At 63.3% G+C, this 26,411-nt stretch carries 22 protein-coding genes and 2 riboswitches; of the genes, 13 read left to right on the top strand and 9 right to left on the bottom strand.

Features of this window, described 5'->3' with window-relative positions; genetic code table 11:
- Positions 1-4,830 carry an FkbM family methyltransferase gene (locus tag AC1DXX_RS17620; RefSeq protein WP_478135498.1) on the bottom strand — a complete coding sequence of 1,610 codons (4,830 nt, stop codon included), beginning with the start codon at positions 4,828-4,830 and terminating at the stop codon, positions 1-3.
- Between the two features lie 262 nt (positions 4,831-5,092).
- On the opposite strand from AC1DXX_RS17620, the gene gmd reads away from it, so the two are divergent.
- Together gmd and AC1DXX_RS17630 are read left to right on the top strand one after the other, a co-directional pair.
- Positions 5,093-6,130: a GDP-mannose 4,6-dehydratase gene (gmd, locus tag AC1DXX_RS17625; RefSeq protein WP_478135499.1), complete on the top strand. Its 1,038-nt coding sequence runs from the start codon at positions 5,093-5,095 to the stop codon at positions 6,128-6,130.
- Entirely contained in the window at positions 6,127-7,014 is an 888-nt protein-coding gene (locus AC1DXX_RS17630; RefSeq protein WP_478135500.1) for a GDP-mannose 4,6-dehydratase, read from the top strand. Before gmd ends, AC1DXX_RS17630 begins: the two co-directional genes overlap by 4 nt.
- Here AC1DXX_RS17630 and rfbC read toward each other — a convergent pair.
- The 4 genes from rfbC to rfbB are packed head-to-tail and all read right to left on the bottom strand — an operon-like array spanning position 7,007 to position 10,431.
- On the bottom strand, positions 7,007-7,555 hold the full coding sequence (gene rfbC, locus AC1DXX_RS17635; protein WP_478135501.1) for a dTDP-4-dehydrorhamnose 3,5-epimerase: 549 nt from the start codon (positions 7,553-7,555) through the stop codon (positions 7,007-7,009). The two genes, AC1DXX_RS17630 and rfbC, sit on opposite strands and share 8 nt — an antisense overlap.
- Positions 7,552-8,442, bottom strand: a complete 891-nt coding sequence (rfbA, locus tag AC1DXX_RS17640) for a glucose-1-phosphate thymidylyltransferase RfbA (protein WP_478135502.1) — start codon at positions 8,440-8,442, stop codon at positions 7,552-7,554. The genes rfbC and rfbA overlap by 4 nt, the downstream gene beginning before the upstream one ends.
- A 22-nt stretch (positions 8,443-8,464) precedes the next feature.
- Positions 8,465-9,355: a dTDP-4-dehydrorhamnose reductase gene (gene rfbD / locus AC1DXX_RS17645; protein WP_478135503.1), complete on the bottom strand. Its 891-nt coding sequence runs from the start codon at positions 9,353-9,355 to the stop codon at positions 8,465-8,467.
- Positions 9,352-10,431, bottom strand: a complete 1,080-nt coding sequence (gene rfbB / locus AC1DXX_RS17650) for a dTDP-glucose 4,6-dehydratase (protein ID WP_478135504.1) — start codon at positions 10,429-10,431, stop codon at positions 9,352-9,354. Before rfbB ends, rfbD begins: the two co-directional genes overlap by 4 nt.
- Before the next feature lie 115 nt (positions 10,432-10,546).
- A riboswitch (glycine riboswitch) is annotated at positions 10,547-10,639 on the top strand.
- 11 nt (positions 10,640-10,650) lie between these two features.
- A riboswitch (glycine riboswitch) is annotated at positions 10,651-10,768 on the top strand.
- Between the two features lie 91 nt (positions 10,769-10,859).
- Between rfbB and AC1DXX_RS17655 the strand changes: the two genes are divergently transcribed.
- A complete protein-coding gene (locus AC1DXX_RS17655) occupies positions 10,860-12,179 on the top strand; it encodes a D-amino acid dehydrogenase (protein ID WP_478135505.1) in 1,320 nt (439 codons plus the stop codon).
- Between the two features lie 51 nt (positions 12,180-12,230).
- Here the strand turns inward: AC1DXX_RS17655 and AC1DXX_RS17660 are convergent, their stop codons facing one another.
- The 4 genes from AC1DXX_RS17660 to AC1DXX_RS17675 all read right to left on the bottom strand — a co-directional run bounded on the left by AC1DXX_RS17660 (position 12,231) and on the right by AC1DXX_RS17675 (position 17,845).
- Entirely contained in the window at positions 12,231-13,862 is a 1,632-nt protein-coding gene (locus AC1DXX_RS17660) for a hypothetical protein (protein ID WP_478135506.1), read from the bottom strand.
- A 408-nt stretch (positions 13,863-14,270) separates the two neighbouring features.
- A complete protein-coding gene (locus AC1DXX_RS17665; RefSeq protein WP_478135507.1) occupies positions 14,271-15,551 on the bottom strand; it encodes an FIST signal transduction protein in 1,281 nt (426 codons plus the stop codon).
- 46 nt (positions 15,552-15,597) lie between these two features.
- Positions 15,598-16,335: a PhaM family polyhydroxyalkanoate granule multifunctional regulatory protein gene (locus AC1DXX_RS17670; RefSeq protein WP_478135508.1), complete on the bottom strand. Its 738-nt coding sequence runs from the start codon at positions 16,333-16,335 to the stop codon at positions 15,598-15,600.
- Positions 16,336-16,426: 91 nt separating this feature from the next.
- Positions 16,427-17,845 (bottom strand): aminotransferase-like domain-containing protein, encoded by a 1,419-nt coding sequence (locus tag AC1DXX_RS17675; protein ID WP_478135509.1) that lies wholly within the window; start codon positions 17,843-17,845, stop codon positions 16,427-16,429.
- Between the two features lie 110 nt (positions 17,846-17,955).
- Here AC1DXX_RS17675 and AC1DXX_RS17680 point away from each other — a divergent pair, with 110 nt between their 5' ends.
- The 10 genes from AC1DXX_RS17680 (at position 17,956) to AC1DXX_RS17725 (ending at position 26,277) form a co-directional block, all read left to right on the top strand.
- The gene (locus tag AC1DXX_RS17680; protein ID WP_478135510.1) at positions 17,956-18,555 is read left to right on the top strand and encodes a LysE family translocator; all 600 of its coding nucleotides are present in this window, start codon (positions 17,956-17,958) and stop codon (positions 18,553-18,555) included.
- Entirely contained in the window at positions 18,552-19,511 is a 960-nt protein-coding gene (locus tag AC1DXX_RS17685; RefSeq protein ID WP_478135511.1) for a DMT family transporter, read from the top strand. Before AC1DXX_RS17680 ends, AC1DXX_RS17685 begins: the two co-directional genes overlap by 4 nt.
- A 98-nt stretch (positions 19,512-19,609) precedes the next feature.
- Complete coding sequence (locus tag AC1DXX_RS17690) at positions 19,610-20,812, top strand: aminotransferase-like domain-containing protein (protein WP_478135512.1); 1,203 nt, start codon at positions 19,610-19,612, stop codon at positions 20,810-20,812.
- Between the two features lie 44 nt (positions 20,813-20,856).
- Positions 20,857-21,495 (top strand): LysE family translocator, encoded by a 639-nt coding sequence (locus tag AC1DXX_RS17695; protein ID WP_478135513.1) that lies wholly within the window; start codon positions 20,857-20,859, stop codon positions 21,493-21,495.
- A gap of 13 nt (positions 21,496-21,508) precedes the next feature.
- Positions 21,509-22,342 carry a PhzF family phenazine biosynthesis protein gene (locus tag AC1DXX_RS17700; RefSeq protein WP_478135514.1) on the top strand — a complete coding sequence of 278 codons (834 nt, stop codon included), beginning with the start codon at positions 21,509-21,511 and terminating at the stop codon, positions 22,340-22,342.
- Positions 22,343-22,371: 29 nt separating this feature from the next.
- Complete coding sequence (locus AC1DXX_RS17705) at positions 22,372-23,013, top strand: glutathione S-transferase family protein (protein ID WP_478135515.1); 642 nt, start codon at positions 22,372-22,374, stop codon at positions 23,011-23,013.
- 5 nt (positions 23,014-23,018) lie between these two features.
- Positions 23,019-23,942, top strand: a complete 924-nt coding sequence (locus tag AC1DXX_RS17710) for a PhzF family phenazine biosynthesis protein (protein ID WP_478135516.1) — start codon at positions 23,019-23,021, stop codon at positions 23,940-23,942.
- Positions 23,943-23,952: 10 nt separating this feature from the next.
- Entirely contained in the window at positions 23,953-24,645 is a 693-nt protein-coding gene (locus tag AC1DXX_RS17715; RefSeq protein WP_478135517.1) for a VOC family protein, read from the top strand.
- Positions 24,646-24,647: 2 nt separating this feature from the next.
- Positions 24,648-25,280, top strand: coding sequence for a LysE family translocator (locus tag AC1DXX_RS17720; protein WP_478135518.1), 633 nt, complete (start codon positions 24,648-24,650; stop codon positions 25,278-25,280).
- A 25-nt stretch (positions 25,281-25,305) separates the two neighbouring features.
- Entirely contained in the window at positions 25,306-26,277 is a 972-nt protein-coding gene (locus tag AC1DXX_RS17725; RefSeq protein ID WP_478135519.1) for a threonine dehydratase, read from the top strand.
- Positions 26,278-26,411: the final 134 nt, after the last annotated feature.

Genomic DNA, 26,411 nt, shown 5'->3' on the forward strand with positions numbered 1-26,411 from the left:
TTACTCTCCGTAAATTCCGCTAGCCCGTATTTCCATTATTCTTTCTGCGACCCGTCGACCCGCGACCTCTAGCGAAAGTGTTTTTTCAGCGCTAACCTTGGCCCTCGCCCCCAATTCGGCCGCCCACGCCGGATCATCGTATAGGCGCCTCATACAACTGGCTGCGTACTCGGTAGAAGGTTCGGCCCAGACAGAATTCGCGTCGTATGGTGGGATCGGCCGCCCGAGTTTCCGCAATTCAAATGGCACCAGCAGACTGTTGGATTCGTCCATGAAGTCAATATTTCCCGAGTAATTGGTTGCAATAACGGGCTTTCCCATCAGCATCGCCTCTGCCATCGTCAACCCCAACCCCTCGCTTCGATGCAAAGAGACATAGGCGTCGCATGCATCCATGAGCGACAGCACTTCATCCGAGCTAAAGACTTGGTCAATGATTTTGATGTTGGCGCCCGCCGCGGCCTCTCGAAGTTCGGCTATCTGCGCTGGATGTCGATCGCCAAATGAGGTTTTAAGAACCAGACTGACTGACTCTGAGGCATTAAATGCCTGCTTGAACGCGCGAATAAGTCCCAAAGGATTCTTTCGCTCCATGACACTCATCATGTGGAAAGTAAACAGGAAAGTAAAATTCTCCTTATCTAACCCAAAATACCCTCGATCTCGAGGCAAATAGTGCCCCAATTTGACTCCCGGGAAAAGCGTGCGAACCGGAATTGAAAGACGTTCTCTCAATCCCTTCGCGACGAATTCCGTTGCCGTCCATACCTCATCCACCTGCTCTGCCGCGGCAATCCAGGAATCTGGAACTGAATCGAATTCCCAATACCAGTATGCAATGCGATACGGCTTGAACGTACGTCGAGCGAGATCAGATCTTCCATGAAAATCACCAAAAAATGGCTCCGGTTGCGTATGGATTAAAGTAACGTCAAAGTCTTCCAAACCATCGAACTTCCATCGAATTGGGTCATCTTTTTTATCCGTGCGAATATCGCGCAAGGAAGTCTGAATCGCCGCGCTCTTCAACGCGCCTTCGAGCGCCTCGACAGAAACGCGAAGACCCGACGGATAACAGAAATGCCCGATGATGTTTACGCCTGGAGCAATCATTTTCGCGACAGTCACCTGCCGGTTCAGATCTGAGCACCATTGTCTTGCATCGGCCGAAATACCTTCGTGCACCTGCAGCCAGTCAATCAGCGCATTCGCATCCTTTTCATTTTGAAATGCTCTCGGATGCAGGACACGCCACTGGTTCCTAGCGTTGTATGCAGACCTCAAATGCTGTTCAGGCGTGAGTTCAAGCGGCCATTGCGACGGGTCCACCCAGGAATCGGTTGCGTTGTAAGTTGCCGAGAACCATGCCGAGAAATCTTGGCTCCCGAACACGGTTAGCGCATCTGGATATAGCGATTGCCATGCAGGGGTAAAGCGATAAGCCTGCACCAATTCGCGCGCAGGATTTTCGGCAGCCGACCAGAACAGCCACCAAATCTCCTCCAGCCGCAAATCACCTTCCGCTCGGCCATGTTTCATGAACCATCGAAAAAGCTCACCCCGCCCTGCAGGCGTCAGGCCATGCGGAATCGCCTGCCGCACATCTTCTCTGAATAAAAATAGCTGCCTCGCTCGCGCAGAAATATCTTCGGAAAATAGCGACTCAATAGCCTCGTTGAAGGATGCTGGCAACTGCATTTTCGCCTTTGCTTCGTCCTGAAGCCAGCGATAGAACGTCCCGTCGGTACCGCCAGAGAGGGCGTTGGGAAATCTCACGCGAAGATCTCGACGGGAGCGGAGCAAATCCAGGCACCAACGGGCCGCCGACCACTTGTCCGAAACCAAGTGAATAGCTTGTGGAACCCAAAGCACCGACCAACGGGGAAGCCCAGCAGTCTGCACGCAGGCTCCCTCGCTGGCGAGATCAAAGACTGGATTCAATGCAAGGATGGAGCCGCGATCCATTATCTGGCCATCGAGGGTTTGTCGGGGATTTAACTCTCCGTTCAACCTCAGCCTGGGGATCGGGTGATTTCCACTCAACTCGGGATGAAGATAGGGATCCTCATCGATTCCCAGCGCCCGGATATCGTCCGCGATCCGGCGCACATCCCTCACAGGATTGCTGTTGCCCCGTGTCGCACCTTCATGATGAACAAGGCAGGCGGAAGGCGCATATGCCGTTCTGTACCCCGCCTGCCACGCTCGCAGACACAAGGCAACGTCGCTCATTGCAATGAAATAAGACTCATCGAACTTTCCGACAAGTTCGAAAACATCGCGGCGAATCAATTGGCATGCGCCCATGATCGCAAGCCAATTTCTTGGATGATCGGGAGTCCCGAAAACGCCCCATGGCTGCCCGCCGGCACTTCTGTACATCAGTGCGCAAAGATGTGGACCGACACCCACCCCACCGTGCTGCAATTCGAGTGAGGGGTAGATCAGCTTTGTCCCGACAACACCAACGCCGGGTCGCATGGCAAACCCCACCATCTCCTTCAACCAGCCGCGCGAAATAACTTCAATGTCGTTATTTAAAAAGAGCAGCATCTCCCCTGTCGCACAAGATGCCCCATAATTGCAAGCAGCAGAGTAGTTGAAAACTTTTTCGAAATTAACAATTTTGACTTCCGAATAGGCGGCCAACTCTTGGTAATAGGAAAGAGTCTCTGGCTCTTTCGAACCGGTATCCACCACCACAATCTCCTTGTCCGGATAATCGGTCCCAAGCAACAGGCCATTCAAGCACATTCGCAAAAGATGAGACTTGTCTTTTGTTGGAATTACGATGGAAACCTTGGGAAATTTTCTCGGCAACCATTCAATGTGCTGAGTCCCATCTCCCTGAGTTCGGGCAATCGATGAAAAACCCTTGATGGCCCAAAATTTTTCGATCACCTTACGATTTTCCGCAGCAGCGACTTCATTTGACAGTGCGCGCCCCCTATCACTGCCTTGCTTGATGTGGCAAAGTACCTTTGGAATTCTTCGAATGTTTTGAGCCAGATCGCTAACGCGCAAATTCAGATCCCATTCGACTGCACTGCCAGATGACACGTCTATGCCACCGACCTCGTCAACAAGGGCACGTCGCAAAAAGGCGAGCCGCCCAAAATAATTGAATGAATACAGCAGGTCTGGCGACCATTCCGGCTTGAAAAGAGGCAATTCTCGAGACTGCGTGCTGGATTGCTGATCCTCGTCGCTGTAGAAAATTTCCGCATCGGGAAAGCGACCCAGTTCCACGGAGAATTCATTCAACGCCGCTGGTGCAAGAATATCGCCGCAGTCCAGAACGACAATGAATTTTCCTTGCGCCAACTTCAACCCCGCCGACAAGCAGGATGCTTTTTCTTTGTTTTCTGCGGTCGCGAGACGAATACGCGAATCGGAATCGACGAGTTGACCAATTCCCGGATTTTCCTCCGCGGCATCGGCTGCTCCACACAGGACGATTTCCCATGCCTGATGGAACTGAGCCTGAATGGACCCAACGGTTCGAAGCAGACTTTCGGAAGAGGCAGTCCCGGTCACCAGAAAAGTTACAGCCGGAAAATCCTCCGCCGGAAAGGGGGATACATCGGACCAGCGTTCGACTTCGAGTATCCATTTCGCATATTCACTCGACTGCGACGCGGCGACATGCGAAGTCACTTCATGCTGTTGACCCGGGCCGAGCCCTGCTATCGCCTTTCTGTCACGAATGAATTTCAGCCGCTGAGGAATCCGGGTGGGCGTTAGAAGCCACCACAGGGCCTTGGCAGCACGCCTCGCATGAGCCCGGGTAGCGCCGGGGATCATTCCAGCCAATTTTCTGATAGGTGCGGTCGAACGCCATATTGTGGAGTTCTGAATTGCTATGTGATGATGCTCGGCCAGAGCGGCCCGGTCATTGGCAGCGGCGACTAATGCGTTCTTTGATTCGTTTGCAATATGCAATTCCGATCTCAATCCGGCTAGTTGGGCCTTCGCCACTTTTTGGACTTCTTCTTCGCGCTGCTCGGCCTCGGCACATCGATTTTCTGCAGTCACCGCTATTTGCCGGGCTTTTACTAGCTGGGCCTCGACAACCTTCAGCTTGTCTGCAGCGAGGCTCAGTTTGGATTCGTAGCTCTGCGCCCGCGCTCTTTCCTCTTCGACGTCCGCCAGAGTGAAATCATCAAAGACATTTGGCGGGAACTTGAACACCTCGATCAGTTCGCCGTGCTCTGCCGCCACATAGTACCGATTGAGCCCATCCGAATAGCAATGAACATACTGCGCCTCCGTCAGCAGTGATTCCCATTGCTGGTGGCTCTCGATCTGAGACAGAGGAAGGGTCGATTCGACAACCACCACCCAGGGCCTGTTTACCTTCCAGTCATTGCCCTCGATTACGGCACGCTCGAGACCTTCTACGTCGATCTTTAAAAAGTGAACCTGCGCACCTGCCGGAATGTTGTTCTTCCAGATCTCCGAAAGCGTCGTGATGTCGACTTCTTCTTGTCGAGCATTCCATCCAGCATCCGTATGTGCCCGAGCAATCTCCTGATCTGCGGTTGACAGGCCTGTATCTTCGATGAAGTTCATTGAGATTCGGCCGACCCGATTTCCCACGGCAACACGAAGGTTTGTTTCAAGCGGTCTCTTTTCGACGATCTGGGAAAAATAAAATGGATTGGGCTCGATGTTGATCCCGTGCCATCCATGCTCGCTGAATGCCTTTGTGACGGAGTGAAGATCGGGAGACCACGCTCCTACGTCGATAAAAAAACCATTCTGAACACCGCCTAGGGCTCGCCAGAGCATTACATCTTCGAAATTTTGAGCGTGAGAGATAAATGGCATGTAGTTTTAATCTGCGCTTGTTTCTAGGCAAACACTGGAGATGCAAGATGAGGGATGGCAGACTATGGATTCTGCCCGCAGTCCGCTTGTTACCACGCGTAGCGCGCCACGCGGAGCCGTCGGCATTCGGCCGCCTCCGCACGGGACGCCGGGGACACCATCATGGGCTTCCTCCTTCTTGCGGCAAAATCGTCCGTTTCCAGCTTGCTAGATTGTCGTGCAACACGCGTCGACACTAGCCTTACCGAAGGGAGAGATCCTCATGAAAAAACACGCGATCGTGACGGGCGTCACCGGCCAAGATGGTGCATATTTAGCTGAACATCTGCTTGCTAAGGGATACGTTGTCTACGGCACCTACCGCCGCACCAGCTCCGTCAACTTCTGGCGCATCGAAGAACTCGGAATTCAAAATCATCCGGATCTTCATTTGGTTGAGTACGACCTCACCGACCTGGGAAGCTCGATCACACTGATCCGCGACGCTGCGCCGGACGAGGTCTACAACCTCGCCGCCCAGAGTTTCGTCGGCGTCAGCTTCAATCAGCCCACCGCCACGGCTCAGATCACCGGTGTGGGCGCGCTGCATCTTCTGGAAGCCATTCGTCTGGTCAACCCGAAGATCCGCTTCTACCAAGCGTCGACATCGGAGATGTTCGGCAAGGTTCAAGCCATCCCTCAGATCGAGGAAACCCCGTTCTATCCCCGCAGTCCCTATGGTGTCGCGAAGCTGTACGCCCATTGGATGACCATCAACTACCGCGAGAGCTACGACATCTTCGGCTGCAGCGGCATCCTCTTCAATCACGAAAGCCCATTGCGCGGCCGAGAGTTCGTCACCCGCAAGATCACCGACAGCGTTGCGAAGATCAAGCTTGGCAAGCTCGACGTGCTGGAGCTCGGAAACCTCGATGCCAAGCGCGACTGGGGGTTCGCCAAGGAGTACGTCGATGGCATGTGGCGCATGCTGCAGGTGGATGAGCCCGATACCTACGTGCTCGCCACCAACCGTACGGAAACCGTGCGCGATTTCGTCAGCATGGCGTTCAAGGGTGCAGGCATCGCCGTCGAGTTCAAGGGAACCGGAGAAGCGGAGTCTGCGGTCAACACAGCAACGGGCAAGACCGTAATGCGCATCAACCCGAAGTTCTATCGTCCTGCCGAGGTGGAGCTTCTGATCGGCAATCCCGCCAAAGCCAAGGCCAAACTTGGCTGGGAGCCCACTACCACGCTGGAACAACTCTGCCAGATGATGGTGGAGGCCGACATTCGACGCAACACACAGGGCTTCTCGTTTTGAAGATCCTGCTTACCGGCGCGGAAGGATTTACCGGCCGCTTGTTTGCCGAGCGCGCAATTGCGGCCGGTCACACAATCAGCGCACTCCAGTCCGATCTGACGCATCGCGATGCGATGCTCAAGGAAGTGCTGGAGGTGGCGCCCGACGCCGTGGTGCACCTGGCGGCCATCAGTTTCGTGGGACACGCGCATGACGCCGCGTTTTACGCTGTGAACGTCGTTGGAACCACCAATCTCTTGGATGCGCTGGTGCAGTTGCCTGTTCGGCCCAAACGTGTGCTTTTGGCCAGCAGCGCCAATATCTACGGCAACGCAACCCAGTCCCCCATCAAGGAAGACCAGGCGCCGGCACCGGTCAACCACTACGGCATGAGCAAACTTGCCATGGAGTTCATGGCGAGGACCTACAGCGACCGACTGAATCTGGTGATTACCCGCCCTTTCAACTACACCGGCCCTGGGCAGGATGCCAATTTCCTGATTCCGAAGCTGGCCGTGCACTTTGCAGCACGCTCACAGTCGATCTCATTGGGCAATCTGGACGTAGAACGCGAGTTCAATGATGTGCAGATGGTCTGTGACGCCTACTTGCTGCTACTCGCTCATGGAGAGCCAGGCGAGGCCTACAACATCTGCTCGGGGCGGCCGCATGCGCTGCGGCAAGTGATCGAGACATTTGCCCGAATGACTTCGCACAATCCCCGCATCGAGGTGAATCCGGCTTTCGTCAGGCCGAATGAAGTGCATCGGCTCTGCGGCGACCCGAGCAAGCTCCAAACATTGCTGGCCAAACAGCATGCATCGCTGGAAGAGCCGGAACTGGAGGAAACGCTGGCGCGAATGCTGCGCGCCGCCAAGGTCACCGCAGCAGACTCAATCAGCTAAAGACTTCGGCCTGGCTAAAACTTGTGCCGGCTTGGTCTTTGCCCGACAGCTGTGGGGCCACGCCGATTGGCGGCCACACGATTCCCAAGTCGGCGTCGTCCCACTTGATCGAGCGCTCATGAGTGGGCGCATAGTAATCCGTCGTCTTGTACAGAAACTCGGCCGTTTCGCTGAGCACGAGAAAGCCGTGGGCAAACCCCGCAGGCACCCAGAGTTGCTTGTGGTTGTCTTCGCTGAGTTCCACACCCACCCATTTGCCAAAGTTCGGCGACGACTTGCGGATGTCCACAGCCACGTCGAATACCGCGCCCTGAACAACACGCACTAACTTCCCTTGGGGCTGCTGAATCTGGTAGTGCAGACCACGCAGCACGCCCTTGGCCGAGCGCGAGTGGTTGTCCTGGACGAACTCGACATGCCGCCCGACAGCCTCATCGAACGCCTTGCTGTTGAAGCTCTCGTAGAAAAACCCCCGTGCATCGCCGAAGACCTTCGGCTCGATGACCAGCACCTCGGGAATCGCGGTGGGTGTTGCCTTCACGAACGCACCTCCTCGGCCAGCAAATGATTCAGGTATTTGCCATAGCCGCTCTTCTCCAGCGGCGCGGCAAGCCTTGCCAGTTGCTCCCGGTCAATGAAACCATGCCGCCAGGCAATCTCTTCCGGACAGGCAATCTTCAACCCTTGCCGGTGCTCCAGTGTCGCGATGAACTGCCCCGCTTCCATCAGGCTCTCGTGCGTGCCGGTGTCCAGCCACGCATAGCCGCGCTGCATGATCTGCACGTTCAGCTGATTGAGACCCAGATAAGCCTGGTTGACCGCCGTGATCTCCAACTCGCCACGCGCGCTGGGCTTCACGGCCTTGGCGATGTCGACCACCTGGTTGTCGTAGAAATAGAGGCCGGTCACGGCATAGCTGCTTTTGGGCTTGGCCGGCTTCTCCTCGATGCTGCTGGCCTTGCCCTTTGCATCGAAGGCCACCACGCCATAGCGCTCGGGGTCGTGCACGTGATAGGCGAACACCGTGGCGCCCGCCGATTTCGAATCGGCATCGGCGAGCAGATGCGCGAAGTCATGGCCGTAGAAGATGTTGTCACCCAGCACCAGCGCGCTCGGCGAATTTCCTACGAATTTGTCGCCGATGATGAAGGCCTGCGCCAGGCCGTCGGGGCTGGGCTGCACCGCGTACTGCAGGTTGATGCCCCACTGGCTGCCGTCGCCCAGCAGTTGCTGAAAACGCGGAGTGTCCTGCGGCGTGCTGATGATCAGGATGTCGCGCATGCCGCCGAGCATCAGCGTGCTGAGCGGGTAATAGATCATCGGCTTGTCGTACACCGGCAGCAGTTGCTTGCTGAGCGCCAGCGTTGCAGGGTGCAGGCGTGTGCCCGAGCCACCGGCCAGGATGATGCCTTTGCGTTGTGTCGTCATTGCTTGTTCTCGTGTAGATCGTTCAGAGCGTTTCGCGCAGCATGCGCGCAACGCCTTCTTGCCAGTGCGGCAGGCGCAGCCCGAAGGTCGTTTGCAGCTTGGTGGTGTCGAGACGCGAGTTGTGCGGCCGCGTGGCCGGCGTCGGGAACGCACTGGTGGGCACGGGATCGACTTTTTCCGGCCCGGCCTTGAGTTCGACGCCCGCGGCCTTGGCCAGCTCGATCACGAAGCGCGCGTAGCCGTGCCAGGTGGTCTCGCCGCCCGCCACCGCGTGATACAGGCCCGCCTTGGCCGGATCTTGCAGGGTGGCGCGAATGGCGTGCGCCGTGACATCGGCCAGCAGCTCGGCGCCGGTGGGCGCACCGAACTGGTCATTGATGACGGTCAGCCGATCGCGCTCCTTGGCAATGCGCAACATGGTCTTCGCGAAGTTGCCGCCGCGTGCGGCATAGACCCAGCTGGTGCGGAAGATCAGGTGCTTGACGCAATGCTGGGCTACCAGCTGCTCGCCTTCGAGCTTGGTGCGGCCGTAGACGCTGAGTGGCCCCGTTGCATCGTCTTCTTTCCAGGGCTTGCTGCCGCTGCCATCGAAGACGTAGTCGGTCGAGTAGTGAACCATCAGCGCGCCGATCTGCTGCGCCGCCTCGGCCACCACGCCGGGCGAGGTGGCGTTGAGCTTGCGGGCGAACTCGGGCTCGCTCTCGGCCTTGTCGACCGCGGTGTGAGCGGCGGCATTGACGATCACGTCGGGCCGCACCTTCAGCACCGTCTCGGCCAGCTGCTCGGGGCGGCTGAAGTCGGCATTGAAATCGGTGCTGTCGAAGTCGAGCGCGACCAGCTCGCCCAGGGGCGCGAGGCTGCGCTGCAGTTCCCAGCCGACCTGTCCGCCCTTGCCCAGCAGCAGCAGCTTCATGCCGTGGCCTTCGCTGGTGCCGCGTCGTACTGCTTCTGGACCCACTCGCGGTAGGCGCCGCTTTGCACGTTGCGCACCCATTCGCTGTTCGCGAGGTACCACTCGACGGTCTTGCGGATGCCGCTGTCGAAGGTCTCGACGGGCTTCCAGCCGAGCTCGCGTTCGAGCTTGCGCGCGTCGATGGCGTAGCGGCGGTCGTGGCCCGGGCGGTCGGTGACGTAGGTGATCTGCTCTTTGTACGGTTGACCGTCCGACCTGGGGCGCAGTTCGTCGAGCAGCGCACACACGGTGTTGACGATCTCGATGTTGGGCTTCTCGTTCCAGCCGCCGACGTTGTAGGTCTCGCCGAGCTGGCCGGTTTCGAGAACCCGGCGGATGGCGCTGCAGTGGTCCTTCACATAGAGCCAGTCGCGCACCTGCATGCCGTCGCCGTACACGGGCAGGGGCTTGCCGGCCAGTGCGTTGACGATCATCAGCGGGATCAGCTTCTCGGGGAAGTGGAAGGGCCCGTAGTTGTTCGAGCAGTTGGTGGTGACCACCGGCAGGCCGTAGGTGTGGTGCCAGGCGCGCACGAGGTGGTCGCTGGCGGCCTTGCTGGCCGAGTACGGACTGTTGGGTTCGTACTTGTGCTCTTCGGTGAAGGCCGGGTCGGTCTTGGAGAGCGAACCGTAGACCTCGTCGGTGGAGACGTGCAGGAAGCGGAACGCCGCCTTGGCATCGGCCGGCAGTGCGCTCCAGTGGCCGCGCACGGATTCGAGCAGGCGGAAGGTGCCGAGCACATTGGTCTGCACGAAGTCTTCGGGGCCGTGGATCGAGCGATCGACGTGCGATTCCGCGGCGAAGTTCACGACGGCGCGCGGCTTGTGCTCGGCCAGCAGGCGGTCGAGCAGCGCGCTGTCGCCGATGTCGCCCTGCACGAAGATGTGCTTCGGGTTGCCCTGGAGCGACGCGAGCGTCTCCAAGTTGCCCGCATACGTGAGCTTGTCGAGGTTCACGACCGGCTCGTCGCTCTGCGCGATCCAGTCGAGTACGAAGTTGGCGCCTATGAAGCCCGCGCCGCCGGTTACCAGGATCATGGGGTCCCCTGTTGTTGTCAGAACGATCGCCCTTCGGCGAGTGAACGGGCGATTATCCCATTGGCCCGCAGGGCCGAAGTCCGGGGTTGGCGCATCTGCGGCCTCCACCTACAATCGCCCCACTGCAGGAGAGCGGGCCACCCCGGTGGCCCTACCGAAGGCGCAAACTCCCATAAACGCTCAGGTCGGCCCGAACAGGGGGTCAGTACTGCATCAAATCAAACGCCGTCTGGAGAGCCATCACCCACCTTGCGTGGCCGTGATGCACCGAAGGAGCAAACCCGTTGCAAGGCGCAATCGGGTGAATCTCTCAGGTACCGAGGACAGGGGGAGCGGCAACTTGGACCGTGGTCGTCCGGTTGCTTGCTATTGATTCAATAGCAAACCACGCCCGCCGTTCAAGCGCTGCAACCTCAAAGGTACTTGAAATGCGCGTGATCGTTCTTGGCGCCGGCCTGCTCGGCGTGACCTCGGCTTACTACCTCCAGCAACTCGGCCACGACGTGACCGTGATCGACCGGCAGGCCACCCCGGCCGCCGAAACCAGCTTTGCGAACGGCGGGCAGATCTCGGTCAGCCACGCCGAACCCTGGGCCAACCCGAGCGCGCCGCTCAAGGTGCTGCAATGGCTGGGCAAGGAAGATGCGCCGCTGCTCTTTCGCATCCGCGCCGACATGCGCCAGTGGCTCTGGGGCCTGCAGTTCTTGCGCGAATGCACGCCGGCGCGCACGAAACACAACATCGAGCAGATCGTCCGCCTGGGCACCTACAGCCGCGAAATGTTGCAGCAGTTGCGCCGAGATACCGGTCTGAGCTACGACCAGCGCACCCAGGGCATCCTGCATTTCTATACGACGCAGAAAGAGTTCGACGGCGCACTCAAGCCCGCCGAGCAGATGCGCGCGCTGGGCTGCGAGCGGCTGGTGATCTCAGCCGACGAGGCCGTGAAGATCGAGCCCGCCCTCGCCCACATCCGCCCGCAACTGGCCGGCGCCACCTACACGGCCGAAGACGAATCCGGGGACGCCAACCGCTTTGCGCGCGAACTCGTGGGCCTCGCCGCCGCGGCCGGCGTGAAGTTCCTCATGAGCCACACGGTGACTGCCCTGCGCGAAGCCGGCGGCAGCATCGACCACGTCGAGGCCACCGACAGCGAAGGCCGCTTCCAGCGCATCCGCGGCGACGCCTTCGTGCTCGCGATGGGCTCGCTCAGCCCGCTCTACGCGGCGCCGCTGGGCATCCGCCTGCCGATCTACCCGGCCAAGGGCTACTCGGTGACGCTGCCCGTCAAGGACGCATCGAAGGCGCACCAGGTCTCGCTGACCGACGACGAGTTCAAGCTCGTGTTCTCGCGCTACACCTCCGAGTCGGGCGACCGCCTTCGCATCGCCGGCACGGCCGAGCTCAACGGCTACGACCGCGACCTGAACCGCGTGCGCTGCGAAGCCATCGTGCGACGCGTGGAAGAACTGTTCCCCGGCGCCGGCGACACCACGCAGGCCCAGTTCTGGACCGGCCTGCGTCCCGCGACGCCGAGCAATGTGCCGATGATCGGCAAGACGAAGCTGCCGAACCTGTACCTCAACACCGGCCACGGCACGCTCGGCTGGACGCACGCCTGCGGCTCGGGCAAGTCGATCGCGCGGATCGTGAGCGGGCTCGCGCCCGAGGTGGATTTCGCGTTCACGGGGATTGCGTCAGCGAGTCTCGCAGGGGCCACTCGCACCTACCCGACGAGTGCATCGTGAGACATTGACTGGTTCAGGCTTGCACACCGCTCGAGCAAGGGGAGGCGGAATTCAATGCGCCGCAATCGCCATTTGAAGGTCGTCGACAGGCTCACGGCTGTCGACGCTCGCAGCTTCGTCCTCGCCGCTATTCAGCGCGTCAGCTCTTAGCAAGTGAAGCCCGAAGCCCAAGCATCGAGCGTCCGTGCTTGGAGATAGATCGCAAGGTCGATGCGCACCCTTCACCAAAAACTCAGCCATCAAGAACGACTTGGCGTGCAATTGGCACGCCTCGAAATCGCGGAAGAACATCAACGATTCGTCTATCTTGATGGGTTGGCAGGTTTCGCCATTGATTCGAACCTCCAGTTCAACCGAAGGGCTTCCCTTCGGTTGATAGAGTGCGCCTATCACGGTGATTCGCACCCGCTCAACGGCATGGAGTTCTGCGGTGTCGAGCATCAGAAGAAAGGATGCTTTTCCCCCTGAGCTCCAGACACCCCAGGTTTCTGGCTCATGCCAGCCAGAAGTCAGCCCCGGTGCATAAGCGCTGTCGCTTCCGAATCGGACATCGCCACCCAACGCCACCCTGGGGGTAGACCGCACTCCGGCAGCGTCGAGTTGCAGTCCCCAACGAACCCCGAAAGCCTGATCTATCAGGCCAGAATTGGCCGTGGATATGACCGCAGCATAGCGTCTCCTCGGCATTAGAAAAAATGGAACGCACGATCGGCTGACCGCATCCCTCATCACAGGAAGCGATGCTATTTCGCTTCCGACAGGGATCCAGTCGCTGCAATCAACCGGGAGATAGGCAGCGTTATTTCTATCCTGCTCAATGATTCTTTCCTTTCGCCGACCGAAATACTCCGCCTCGATCAGCGCACCAGACGAAATTCCGGCGAAGAAATCGACATTTTCGGCGCACAGCATCGCGTATATGTTGCAATCAACTTCGACTGCATTCGGTATGCGCCGGAATAAATCATCGAGCTGCGCCGTATTTTCTTGATAAGGATGCGGCTTGATCGCCAGAACATCCACGGTAGCCGCCAGGCAAGCGACTTTCTCAATCACATCCATCGGACGTACAAGTTGCCCATTGCACACCAGCGCCAGATCAACTTCAGTCTGCCCCAGAAAAACGCCAACCCGTGAATCACGGCAGAACATTGCGCTGTCACCTCGCCGCGAGAAGAGGGCCTTCATTCCAATCACCGCACTTTGAAATGTTTCATTTGGCACTTTGACCCTGGAAAAGACGGTCGCAATTTTTCTATTGTTGGTTCGCACGCCCAGATGAAGATGACGGGAAAATCGCAGCGAATGCACTTCCACATCAATAAATGATGCACCGCAGGAGCGAATATATTGCAATACGGAAGGAGGCATCCCCCATCCGATGACCAAACTCTTCTCGCCAAGTCCCAGTACGTTCAATTCCGGTGCAGGCTTCAGGTCGGCGATGGCAGCACTTGCCCAGCCGTCCTTCGTTCGAGGCAAATTCAGCGAATCCATGATGGATCCGACGGGAATCCGACCTCCGTCCGAAACTGGGTATTCCTCGCGCTGGGGTATTCCCAAGGATTGGCACGAAAAAGAAAAAAGACCGCGAAGAAAGCGTCGATTGGACGGGTGAGATCGAAGTCCGTTTTCTTCGGATCGAAAGAAATCATCCAAAAATATGATTTCATTGAAAGCCAAGCAACTCATCGTGAAACACAGAACCTGGAGGTTCTCCAGCAAGCCATCGAAGCGAAATATTTATACTTAAGTACACAAAATTCTGGGCAGTCGCCAGCCTCGCGGAATCGGCTCGCTCGTCTAGTTATCTTTTGTGACAACTTGATTACATCAAATAATTAACAACTCTGCTTTTGCGTCGCTGGCCCCCCGCAAAAACCCGGCGCGCACGGGCCCTTGGCGTCACCATGCCAAGATCAAAAAAAGGGGGAACATCGCGGCCATCGCGAAGCTGCCAAGCAAGGGCGATCCCGGACCACAACGCGGACGCTGTTAAGCAGAGGCTCTCGACGCGGCAGCGCCGATCAAGCCAGTACCACTACGGCCGCCACGGCCGGGCCCGACGCAAGCAGCAGACGGCTTTGCCCGTCAATCCGCAGTGGTGAACACCGTCAACACGCCGGTATAGCCATACAGATGGTGCCGGGCGATCTCGCCCGCGGCGAAGAAACCGACCAGCGGCACATCGCCCAATGCGTGCCGCACGATCTGCAGCTCGGCGCCCGGTGCACCGAAGTGCGGCCCGCCGCGCCCCGAGCAGCTCACGTACACCGCGCCCGCAATGCGGCGTGCGGGATGCGGCGCCGCTTCGGCCTCGCCCGCCGCGACGGCGCGGGCGGTGGCCAGCGTCTGCTCTTGCGGCTCGAGCTCCTCGCGGATTTCCGCGCAGATGCGCATCAGGTCGGCACGCGCGGCCTGCGCGTTGCGGCGGCAGAAGGTCAGCCGCATGCCGGCCTCGGCCACGTCGGCGATCGCGATGCCGCGGCGCGTGGGGTCCAGGCCGATGATGTGGCGCACCAGCACATCGGCCCCCAGGTCGCCGGTGCGGCGAATGCCGTCGCTGCCCGCGTCGGCGAGGCCCACCAGGGTGGCACGCACGGCGTCGATGGCCTCCTGCGGGCGTTCGAGCGACACCTGCAGGTCGGCCAGCAGCACATCCAGCGCGGGCTCGCCATCGAGCTTGAGCACCAGGTTGCCGTCGGCCTCGGTGATCTCGCGCTCGCGCACCGCACCCGAGCGCAGCGGCTGGCAGCCTTGCGTGACGCGCGACACCAGCCGCACGCCGTCTCCGAACACCACGCCCGACAGACCGCCCGAGAACACGCCGCCCGCCGCGCCGTGCCCGCGGATGTTGCCGTTGCCGCCAACGGCAAACTGCAGCGCACCGCCGCGGCCCGACGAGAGTCCGCCGAACAGGTAGCCGGTGTCGGTGCGGCCGGCCATCTCGCCGATCAGCTCGGTCAGGTCGGGCGTTGCGGGGTCCGCATGGACGAGCGCCGTGTGCGCCTCGAACCCGCTCATCTCCGAACTGCTCAGCGGCGCCACACCCGAGAACACGCGGTACTGGTCGCTCGGCAGCGCGCACAGCATCAGGCTCATGCCGGGCTCGTCGAAATATTCGGCGTTGTTGGCCGAAACCCCGACGCCGACCGTGCCCGACCAGTCGGTCACTTCGGGCAACTCCGCGCTCAGGTGATCGAGGATCTCCTGCGCATCGGCCGCATAGTGGTCGGTGATGTAGAGCAGCCCGAGCGTCGGCGACGACGCGTAGTCGGGCAAGGCCATCTGCGCGCGCAGCTGGGCCAGCACGAGGCCGGCCGCCATGCGCCATTGCGGATGGGTGGCATGACCGGTGGGAAACAACTTCATGATGCGTGCCAACCCGTTCTCTTCAAAAAAGCATGTACGTATGACGTCAGCGCCGGCCGGTGGTTCGCTTGCGCGCAGCGGGCGACGCCTTTTTCTTCGCGGCGGGCGCTGCCGCCTTCTTGGCCGCGGGCTTGCCGGCGGCCGGCTTGCCCATCACCTTGCCGACCGCATCGGCCAGCGGCTGGGCCACGGCGGGCACCTTGAGCTGGGCCGCATCCTGCAGCGCCGAGCTGGCGATCTGCTGGAACTGCTCGGTCAGCGAGCCCCACCATTGCATCGGGTCGACCACGCCGGTCTCGCCCGACGATGCCGCGGCGGCCGAGGCCGGCTTGCTGCGGGGTTTCTTCGGTGCCGGCGTCTCTTCCGGCTCGGCCTCGGCTTCGGGCTCGACCGGCGCAGCCGCCACCGGTGCGGGCGCAGGCGCAGGCGCGGGGGCCGGCGCCACGGCGGCCGCCTGCCTGGTGAACGCGTTGGCGATGTCTTCCATCCGCACATTCATGCCGCGCAGGGTCGACAAGGTCATCTTCTGCACTTCGAGCGCCTGGATCGTGGCCTTGAGCGCATGGCCGTTCTGCTCGAGCCAGTACTGCACCGTCTTGAGTTCCTGGATGCGCTTGTCGACCTCTTCCACGCTCAGCGTGGGGGCCACCCAGCTCGCCAGGCTCGGAATGCCCGGCACCGATCCGGCGCCGGCACCCGCAGCGGCGCCCCCCGCAAGATTCTTCAGAAAGTCGAATCCAGGGACGAATTGACTGAAGGCAAAGGGTTGGCTGGCGTTGCTCATGCAGGGGGTCTCCGGGTTGGGTTTTCTTGTGTTCCCAGCTTACTCCAAGCCTTTGGCGTTTGGCCCGGACCGCCCCGCCTGTTACCTGCCGTCAAAGCTCGCTGCGGACCCTGCTGAAAACCTTCCAGAACGTGGCGTCCTGCGAAGTGGCGAAATTGATCCGCATCATCGTGCTCGGCGGCCGGCGCGCGTGGAACAGCGAACCCGGCGCGAGCAGATAGCCCTGATCGAGCATGCGCTGGGTCAGCGCATCGGTATCGACGCCGGTATCGACCCAGCCGAACAGCCCGGCCGGCTCCGACGCGAAGGTGCAGCCATGCGACATCGCCAGCTTGACCGCCCGGCCGCGCGCGCCGTCGAGCCGGATGCGCACGCGCTCGGAATGGCGGCGCAGCTGGCCTTGATCGATGCACCACGACAACGCCCGCTCGAACAGCGTGGGCGAGGTCAGCGTGGCCAGCAGCTTGGTTTCGAGCAGCCGCTCCTTCAGCGCGGGCGGGGCAGCCAGGAAGCCGATGCGCCAGTTGGGCGCCAGGATCTTCGCGAAGCCGCTCACGTAGATCGTGCGCTGCAGCCCGTCGAGCGCGCTCAGCCGCGTGGCGTGCTCGGGCGCGAGGTGGCTGTAGGTGTCGTCCTCGACGATGTGGAAGTCGTGCTCGTTGGCCAGCTTGAGCACGCGGTGCGCGCTGCCCGGCGTGAGGCTGTAGCCGGTCGGGTTGTGCAGCACACTCACGCTGACGAAGAGCTTGGGGCTGTGCAGCTTGCAGTACTGCGCCATCACCTCGAGGTCGGGCCCGTCGGCGCGCCGTGGCACCGGCAGGATGCGCATGCCCAGCGCCTCGAGCCGCGCGAACTCCAGCGCCCAGCCCGGCTCCTCGACCATCACCGGGTCGCCCGCGCGCAGCAGCGTGCGGCTCACGATGTCCAGCGCATGGGTGGCGCCGATCGTGGTGATGATCTGGTCGGGCGCGGCAGGCACGTTGATGCCCACGAGCTTTTGCGAAAGGCTGCGGCGCAGGCTCATGTCGCCGGCCGGCTCGCCGTACTGCAGCGACAGTTCCTGCAACACGGCTGTACTGGTCATGCGCCGCACCGCGGTCGGCATGAAGGTCGACGACATCCAGTCCGGCGGAAACACGCCCATGCCCGGTTGGGGCTTGTCGCTCGGGCGGTGGAACATGCTGCGGATCAGCGAGCTGGCGTCGGCCGGCACACGCGAGGCCATCATCTGCATGACCATCGGCGCCGCGTTGGGCGGCGTGCGGCTCTCCTGCGCGGGGGCCGAATCCCGCACGTAGAAACCGCGCTGCCGGCGGGCTTCGACCAGGCCCTGCGCCAGCAGCTGGTCGTAGGCGGCAACGACCGTGTAGGGGCTCACGCCCTGCTGCCGCGCGCATTCGCGCACCGACGGCAGGCGGGCGCCGGGCGGCAGCAGGCGGGTGCGGATGCGCTCGGCCAGGCGGTCGGCCAGTTGCCCCGTCAGCGACTGGGTGGAGGTTCGTGTCAGCATGCGGTCGCTCCGTGAGGGGCGCTGTGTCGAAGGAATGGCCAATACAGATGCCTTGTTTGTTCGACCATCTGTACTGGAACTGTAATGGTCTCAAGTTTAGAGTGTGTGCCATGAACTGGCAAGAATTCACCGCGCTGCTGGTGCTGGCCACGGCGATGAGTTTTTCGCCCGGGCCCAACACCACGCTGTCCACCGCCCTCGCGGCCAACGGCGGCCTGCCGCGCGCCATGCGCTTCGTGGTCGCGGTGCCGATCGGCTGGACCTTGCTGCTGGTGCTTTGCGCGGCCGGCGTCGGCGCGCTGGTGGTGGCGGTGCCGCCGCTGCGCCTGGCCATCAAGGCCCTCGGCATCGCCTACTTGTTGTGGCTGGCCTACAAGCTCAGCGGCAGCGGCACGCTCGGCCGTGCCGACAGCGCCAGCCTCACCGTCGGCTTCGGCCAGGGCGTGATGCTGCAGTTCGTCAACATCAAGGCCTGGCTGCTCGCGCTCACGCTGGTGGCGGGCTGGATCGCGGGGCAGCCCGATGCACTCGGCCGCTTCGCCATCGTGGCGCCGGTGATGCTGGCCTATGCCTTCGTCAGCAACTTCACCTATGCGCTGGTCGGCGCGCTGCTGCGCGAATGGCTGGCCAAAGGCAAGCGGCTGCTGTGGTTCAACCGCGCGATGGCGGCGGTGCTGGTGCTCACGGCCTGGTGGATGCTGAGCGTATGAGCAGCAAACTCAACATCAGGGACGAAACGCTCGGCATGTGGCTGGGCGTGATCGGCGTGGCCATGTTCGCCATCACGCTGCCGATGACGCGCCTGGCCACCGGCTCGCACGACGCGCCACAACTGTCGCCATGGTTCGTCACGCTCGGGCGCGCGGCGCTGGCGGGTGTGCTGTCGGCCATCTTCCTGCTCGTCACGCGCTCGCCGCGACCGGCCGCGCACCAGTGGAAGCCGTTGGGCATCGCGGTGCTGGGCAACTGCATCGGCTTCCCGCTGCTGCTGGCCTACGCACTGCGCGTGGTCACGGCCAGCCACGCCGCAGTGGTGACGGCGTTGTTGCCGCTCGTCACGGCCGCCGTCGCGGCCTGGGTGCTGCACCAACGCGCGCGGCTCGGTTTCTGGCTGTGCGCCATCGCGGGCAGCCTGCTGGTGCTGGTGTTCTCGGTGCTGCGCGCGAGCCAGAGCGGCCACGGCTTCGGTTTCGAGTGGGCCGACCTGCTGCTGGTCGGCGCGGTCATCGCCGCCTCCTTCGGCTACATCTACGGCGCGCAGGTCACGCCCTCGCTGGGCGCAGAGCGCGTGATCTGCTGGGTCTGCGTGATGGCGCTGCCCGTCACGCTGCCGGCCACGCTGGCCATGTGGCCGCAGCAGCCTATCGCCACCTCGGCCTGGATGGGCTTCGTCTATGTCGGCACGTTCTCGATGTGGATCGGCTTCTTCGCCTGGTACCGCGGCCTGGCGCTGGGCGGCGCGCTGCGCGTGAGCCAGACGCAGTTGCTGCAGCCCTTTCTCTCGATCCTCGCGTCCATCCCGCTGCTGGGCGAACCGCTGGACGTGGTGACGCTGGGCTTTGCCATTGCCGTGGTGGCCACGGTGGTCATCGGCAAGCGGCTCTCGCAGCCGCAAGCCGCGCCCGCCGCCGCGCCGCTGCCTGCCGGCGCGGCCGGAAGAAGCTGATGGCCAGCCCACTTCGCACCCGCTGAAACAAAATCCATGTTGCGTCCCTTGGCGACCTGCCATCGAATCTCACCTCACCGCCTGAAAGAAGAAACCCCATGAACTGGAAACTCGCCGCCCGCGCCGCCAAGATGAACCCGTCGGTGCTGCGTGAAATCCTCAAGGTCACCGAGCGCCCCGGCATCATCAGCCTGGCCGGCGGCCTGCCCTCGCCCAAGACCTTCCCGATCCAGGCTTTTGCCGATGCCTGCGCCGACGTGCTGCACAACGACGGCCAGGCCGCGCTGCAGTACGCCGCCAGCGAAGGCTACGCGCCGCTGCGTCAGGCCGTGGCCGACATGCTGCCGTGGAACGTCGACCCCGCCCAGGTCCTGATCACCACCGGCTCGCAGCAGGGCCTCGACCTCGTGGCCAAGGTGCTGATCGATCCGGGCAGCAAGGTGCTGGTCGAAACGCCCACCTACCTTGGCGCGCTGCAGGCCTTCGGCCCGATGGAGCCGAATCCGGTGAGCGTGGCGAGCGACGAGGAAGGCGTGATCGTCGAGGACCTGGTCGCCAAGGCAAAGGACTCGCGCTTCATCTACCTGCTGCCCAACTTCCAGAACCCCACCGGCCGCACCATGACCGAGGCGCGCCGCGCCGCCGTCTCGGCCGCCGCCGCCGAAGCGGGGCTCCCGATCATCGAAGACAACCCCTACGGCGAACTCTGGTTCGACGAAGCCCCGCCCCTGCCGCTGACCGCGCGCAACCCCGAAGGCTGCATCTACCTGGGTTCGTTCTCGAAGGTGCTGGCGCCCGGCCTGCGCCTGGGCTTCCTGGTGGCGCCGAAGGCCATCTACCCCAAGCTGCTGCAGGCCAAGCAGGCGGTCGACCTGCACACGCCGATCTTCACGCAGCGCATGGTGTCGGCCGTGATGAAGGACAACTTCCTCGACCGCCATGTGCCCACGATCCGCGCGCTCTACAAGCGCCAGCGCGACGCGATGATCGCCGCGCTCACGCGCGAAATGGCGGGTCTGGACGTGAAGTTCAACGCGCCCAAGGGCGGCATGTTCCTGTGGGCGCGCCTGCCCGAGGGCGTCGACACCGTGAAGCTGCTGCCCAAGGCCGTCGAGCGCAACGTGGCCTTCGTGCCCGGCGCGCCGTTCTATGCGGGCCAGGGCGATCCGCGCACGCTGCGCCTGTCGTTCGTGACGGCCAGCGTCGAGGAGATAGACACCGCCATCGCCGCGCTGGCCGTGACACTGCGCGAGGAACTGGCGCTGCTCGGCGAGCACAAGCTCGCACCCGCAGCGGCCTGAACGGCGGCCGGAGACATCGCGGAGACGCAAGAACAGGACTCCCCATGATCGGACTCGCAACCCTTTCGCTCTTCCTGCTCGCGGTGCTGGCGCTGTTCCTCTCGCCCGGCCCGAACATGGCCTTCGTGCTGTCGCACGGCGTGGCGCACGGCCCGCGCGGCGGGTTCGCCGCGGCGCTCGGCATCTCGGCGGCCGACCTGGTGCACACGCTCTTCGCGGCGACCGGCGTCACCGCGCTGGTGGCCGCGTGGCCGCCTTCGTTCGACGTGCTGCGCTATGCGGGCGCGCTGTACCTGGTCTGGCTCGCGGTGCAGGCGCTGCGCGGCGGCGGTGGCCTGCGCGGGGGCGCACCGGCGCAGACGGCCGGCTTCGGTCGCATCGTGCGCATGGCGCTGCTGAACAACCTGGTCAATCCGAAGGCGCTGCTGTTCTTCATGGTCTTCCTGCCGCAGTTCGTCGATCCGGCGCGCGGCAGCGTGCCCCTGCAACTGGTGCAGCTGGGCGTCGTGCTCTCGATGGCCGCGCTCGCGTTCAACACCGCTCTCGGCGCCTGCAGCGGGCAGGTCGGACGCTGGCTGCAGCGCCGTCCCGGCACGGCACGGTTCCAGAGCGGGTTGCTCGCCGCCGTGATGCTGGGCCTGGCCGTGCGCCTGCTCTTCCTCGACCGGCCCGCGTCGCGCTGAAGGCAAGGACATCATGAACATCCTGAAGATCGCAGCCTTCTCCGACGGAGATACAGGCGGCAACCCTGCCGGCGTCGTCATCGGCAATGCGCTGCCGCCGGCGGCACACATGCAAAGCATCGCGGCGGACGTCGGCTTCTCGGAGACCGCGTTTGCGGCCCGGACCGGCACCGGTTGGCGCGTTCGCTACTTCTCGCCGCAATCCGAAGTGCCGTTCTGCGGCCACGCAACGATCGCCTTGGGCGCCGCGCTGGCGCTGCAACAGGGCGATGGCGTGTTCGCGCTGACGCTGAACCATGCGGAGATCACGGTGGAAGGCCGGCGCAACGGCAAGGTTGTCGCCGCCGCACTGCAGTCGCCCCCCACGCGCAGCGCCCCCGCGACGCCCGAGCTGATTTCCGATGCGCTGGCCCTTTTCGGCTATGCGCCCGAAGATCTCGACCCTCGCATTCCACCCGCAGTGATCCACGCGGGCGCAGACCACCTGGTACTGGCCCTGAGGAGCCGCGCCGTGCTGTCGGCCATGGCCTATGCACTGGAAGCGGGCCGCGAACTGATGGACCGCGCCCAACTGACGACCATCGTTCTGGCGCATTCCGAAACTGCGCAGTTGTTCCACACGCGCAACCCCTTCGCATCCGGCGGCGTCTACGAAGATCCGGCGACAGGCGCGGCAACGGCTGCGCTGGCCGGTTACCTTCGGGATATCGCATGGCCGCACGGCGGCGCCATCGACGTGGTGCAGGGTGAAGACATGGGCATGCTGTCGCGCCTGCACGCAGACATTCCGCCAGTACCCGGCAGCTCGATCCGTGTGTCCGGCAGTGCCCGGGTCATGCCAGCCTGAGTCATCGAAACAGAGAAGGAAACCCGTCCATGCTGAACATCTGGGGCCGCATCAGCTCGATCAACGTCCGCAAGGTGGTGTGGTGCGCGCAGGAGCTCGGGCTCGACTTCCAGCGCACCGAGGCCGGCGGCAGGTTCGGCGTGGTGCAGACGCCCGAATACCTCGCGCTCAATCCGAATGCGATGGTGCCCACCATCGACGACGGCGAAGGCGCCGAACGCGTGACGCTCTGGGAGTCGAACGTGATCGTGCGTTACCTCTGCGCCAAGCATTCGCACGGCACCTTCTACCCGAGCGAACTGCCCGCGCGCTTCGACGCCGAGCGCTGGATGGACTGGCAGCAGACCACGCTCAACCGCGCGAGCCGCGACGCCTTCGTGCAATGGGTGCGCACGCTGCCTTCGGAGCGCCAGCCCGCGTTGATCGAGGCCTCGGTGCGCGAGAGCGAGGTGCTGTTCGCGATGCTCGACGCGCACCTCGCGCACCGGCCCTACATGGCCGGCGAGCGCTTCACCATGGCCGACATTCCCGTCGGCTGCGAAGCGCACCGCTGGTTCGGCCTGCCCGCCGCGGAATACCACCGGCCGAGCTGGCCGAACGTGGAGCGCTGGTATGCAGCCCTCATTTCCCGCCCGGGCGCGCGTGGCGTGCTCGACCTTTCCCTTGAATGAACCTGATGAAATCCCGCCCCTTCAAGCAAGTCGACGTCTTCACCGCCACGGCCTACCGCGGCAATCCGCTCGCAGTGGTGATCGACGGCACGGACATTGACGACGCCGCGATGCAGCGCTTCGCGCAGTGGACCAACCTGTCCGAGACCACCTTCCTGCTGCCGCCGACCGAGCCGACGGCCGACTACCGCGTGCGCATCTTCACGCCCGGCGGCGAACTGCCCTTTGCGGGCCACCCGACCATCGGCACCTGCCATGCCTGGCTGCAGGCCGGCGGCAAGCCCAAGGCGGCCGGCCGCGTGGTGCAGCAATGCGGCGCCGGCCTGGTACCGCTGCGGCGCGACGGCGACCGCCTGGCCTTCGCCGCGCCGCCGCTCAAGCGCAGCGCACCGAGCCCCGCGCTGCTGGCCAAGGTGGCCGGCGCGCTGGGCCTGAAGGCGCAGCAGATCGTCGCAGCGCAGGTGCTCGACAACGGGCCGGTCTGGTTCGGCCTGCTGGTCAGCGATGCCGACCTGGTGCTGCAGCTCACGCCCGATCACCGCACGCTCAAGGAACTCGGCGTGAAGGCCGGCGTGGCGGGCGTGCCTGCGGCACACGACACCTCGATGCTCATCGGCCGCTCGAACCGCGAGGCGCGCGCCTTCGGCAACAAGCCGGCGGCCGAATACAGCGACGGCGCGAAGATCGACCTCGAGGTGCGCGCCTTCGTCTCGCCGCTGGGCGTGGACGAAGACCCGGTCACCGGCAGCCTCAACGCCAGCCTCGCCGAATGGCTGATCGCCGACGGCCACATGCCCGAGCGCTACCTGGCCGCGCAGGGCCAGTGCCTCGGCCGCGCGGGGCGCGTCTACATCGAGCGCGATGCCGAGGGAAAAATCTGGGTCGGCGGCGATGCCGTGACCTGCATCGACGGCAACGTCACGCTCTGAGGCCATCGCCATGCACGCCGAACTCGACCATCTGGTGATCGCCGCCGCCTCGCTGGCCGAGGGCGTGGCGTGGTGCGAGGCCACGCTCGGCATCACGCCCGCGGCAGGCGGCGCGCACCCCCTGATGGGCACGCACAACCGGCTGCTGAACATCGCGAGCGATGCGTTTCCGCGGGCCTATGCGGAAATCATCGCCGTCGAGCCCGGCAAGCGGCCCTCGCGTCCGGGCACGCACCGCTGGTTCGACCTCGACGATGCCACGCTGCAGGCCGGGCTCGCGCAGCGCGGCCCGCGGCTGATCCACTTCGTTGCGCGGGTGCCCGATGCCAGCGCCGCAACGCAGGCGCTGGCCCGCGAAGAACATGCGCACATCGACCGCGGCCACCTGCTCGAAGCCTCGCGCGACACACCGGCCGGCCGGCTCGAATGGCAGATCACGGTGCGCGACGACGGCCAGCGGCTCTTCTACGGCGCGCTGCCGACGCTGATCCAGTGGGGCGCCGTGCACCCGACCGATTCCATGCCCGCTTCGGGCCTGGCGCTGCGATCGCTGCGCGCCGCGCATCCGCGTGCGCCTGCGCTCTCCGCCGCGCTCTCGGCCATCGGCATGACCGGCATGCCGGTCGAGGCCGGCCCGCCCAATCTCGTCGCGGTGTTCGACACGTCGCGCGGCCCCGTCACGCTCGAATCCAAAGGACTCTGACCATGCTGAACCTCACCGAAATCGCCTGGTTCGCCCTCGCCTCGCTGCTGCTGGCGCTGACGCCGGGACCGAACATGATCTATTGCGTCTCGCGCACGCTGATCCAGGGCCGCCGCGCGGGGATGATCTCGCTGGGCGGTGTGCTGATGGCCTTCCTGGTGCACCTGTTCGCGGCCGCGCTCGGACTCACCGCCGTGCTGCTCGCGGTGCCGGTTGCGTTCGATGCGATCCGACTCGCCGGTGCGGCCTACCTGCTGTGGCTCGCATGGCAGGCGGTCAAGCCCGGCGGCAGCGCACCCTTCGAGGCCCGCGCGCTGCCGGCCGATCCGCCGGCCAGGCTGTTCCGCATGGGCTTTCTCACGAACCTGCTGAACCCGAAGGTCGCGATGTTCTATCTCTCGTTCTTTCCGCAGTTCATCCACCCCGAACGCGGCTCGGTGCTGCTGCAGAGCATGCAGCTCGGCATGGCGCAGATGGCGAGCAGCGCCGCGGTCAACACGTTGATGATCGTCGGCGCCGCGAGCATCACGGCCGTGCTGTCGCAAAGCGCCGGCTGGCTGCGCGCGCAGCGTTATGTGATGGGCAGCGTGCTGGCCGCGCTGGCCGTGCGCGTGGCGTTGACGGAACGCAAGTAGAAGAAAGAAAGAAAGAGGACGCTCCGTGAGATTCACCCGTGAAGAGATCGAAGCCGCGCAGCGCACCGTGCACGCGGCGATGCCACCGACTCCGCAATACACCTGGCCGCTGCTGTCGCAGCGCCTCGGTGCCACCGTCTGGGCCAAGCACGAGAACCACACGCCGGTTGGCGCATTCAAGATCCGCGGTGGCCTGACCTACTTCGAGACCATCGCACGCGAGCAGCCCGGTGTGCGCCATGTGATCAGCGCCACGCGCGGCAACCACGGCCAGTCGGTCGGTTTCGCGGCGCGGCGGCACGGGCTGGGCGCAACCATCGTCGTGCCGCACGGCAACTCGCTCGAGAAGAACGCCGCGATGCGCGCGCTCGGCGTCACGCTGGTCGAGCATGGCGACGACTTCCAGGCGGCATCGGAACACGCGGCCGTGCTGGCGGAGCGCGATGCGCTGCATCGCGTGCCTTCGTTCCACCGCGAGCTGGTGCGCGGCGTGTCGACCGCGTATGTCGAGTTCTTCAGTGCGTTGAAAGACGCGCCGCCGGACGTGCTGTTCGTGCCCATCGGCCTGGGCTCCGGCTTTGCCGGCGCGGCGGCCGCACGGGCGCATTGCGGTGCGTCGACCCGGCTCATCGGCGTGGTGTCGGCGCACGCCACGGCGTACCGCGATTCCTTCCGCGCAGGCAAGGCCGTCGAATCGCCGGCCACCACGCGGCTGGCCGACGGCATGGCCTGCCGCACGCCGGTGCCCGAATCGGTCGAGGTGATCCTGCGCGAAGCCGACGACGTGATCACCGTGACCGACGACGAGGTGGCCGAAGCCATGCGCATTCTCTTCAGCGACACGCACAACGTGGCCGAAGGGGCCGGCGCCGCGGCCTTGGCGGGTGCGCTTCAGCAGCAGGAACGCTGGCGCGGCAAGACGGTGGGCATCAGCGTGAGCGGCGGCAATGTCGATTCCGAGATGTTCGCCGGGGTGCTGGGGGGCGGTGCTTCCTGAGTCCGCGCTTCAGACCAGGGGTTGGCGTTTGGGGTGCGGTTGTGGTGCCGACGGATCAAGCGCTGCGCTGAGCGATCACGCTGGCGGTGTGCTCTGCGCAGCGAAATAAAGGAGGAGGCCTGCGGCCATAGGCC

This window comes from Variovorax sp. P4_B10 (assembly GCF_056402375.1).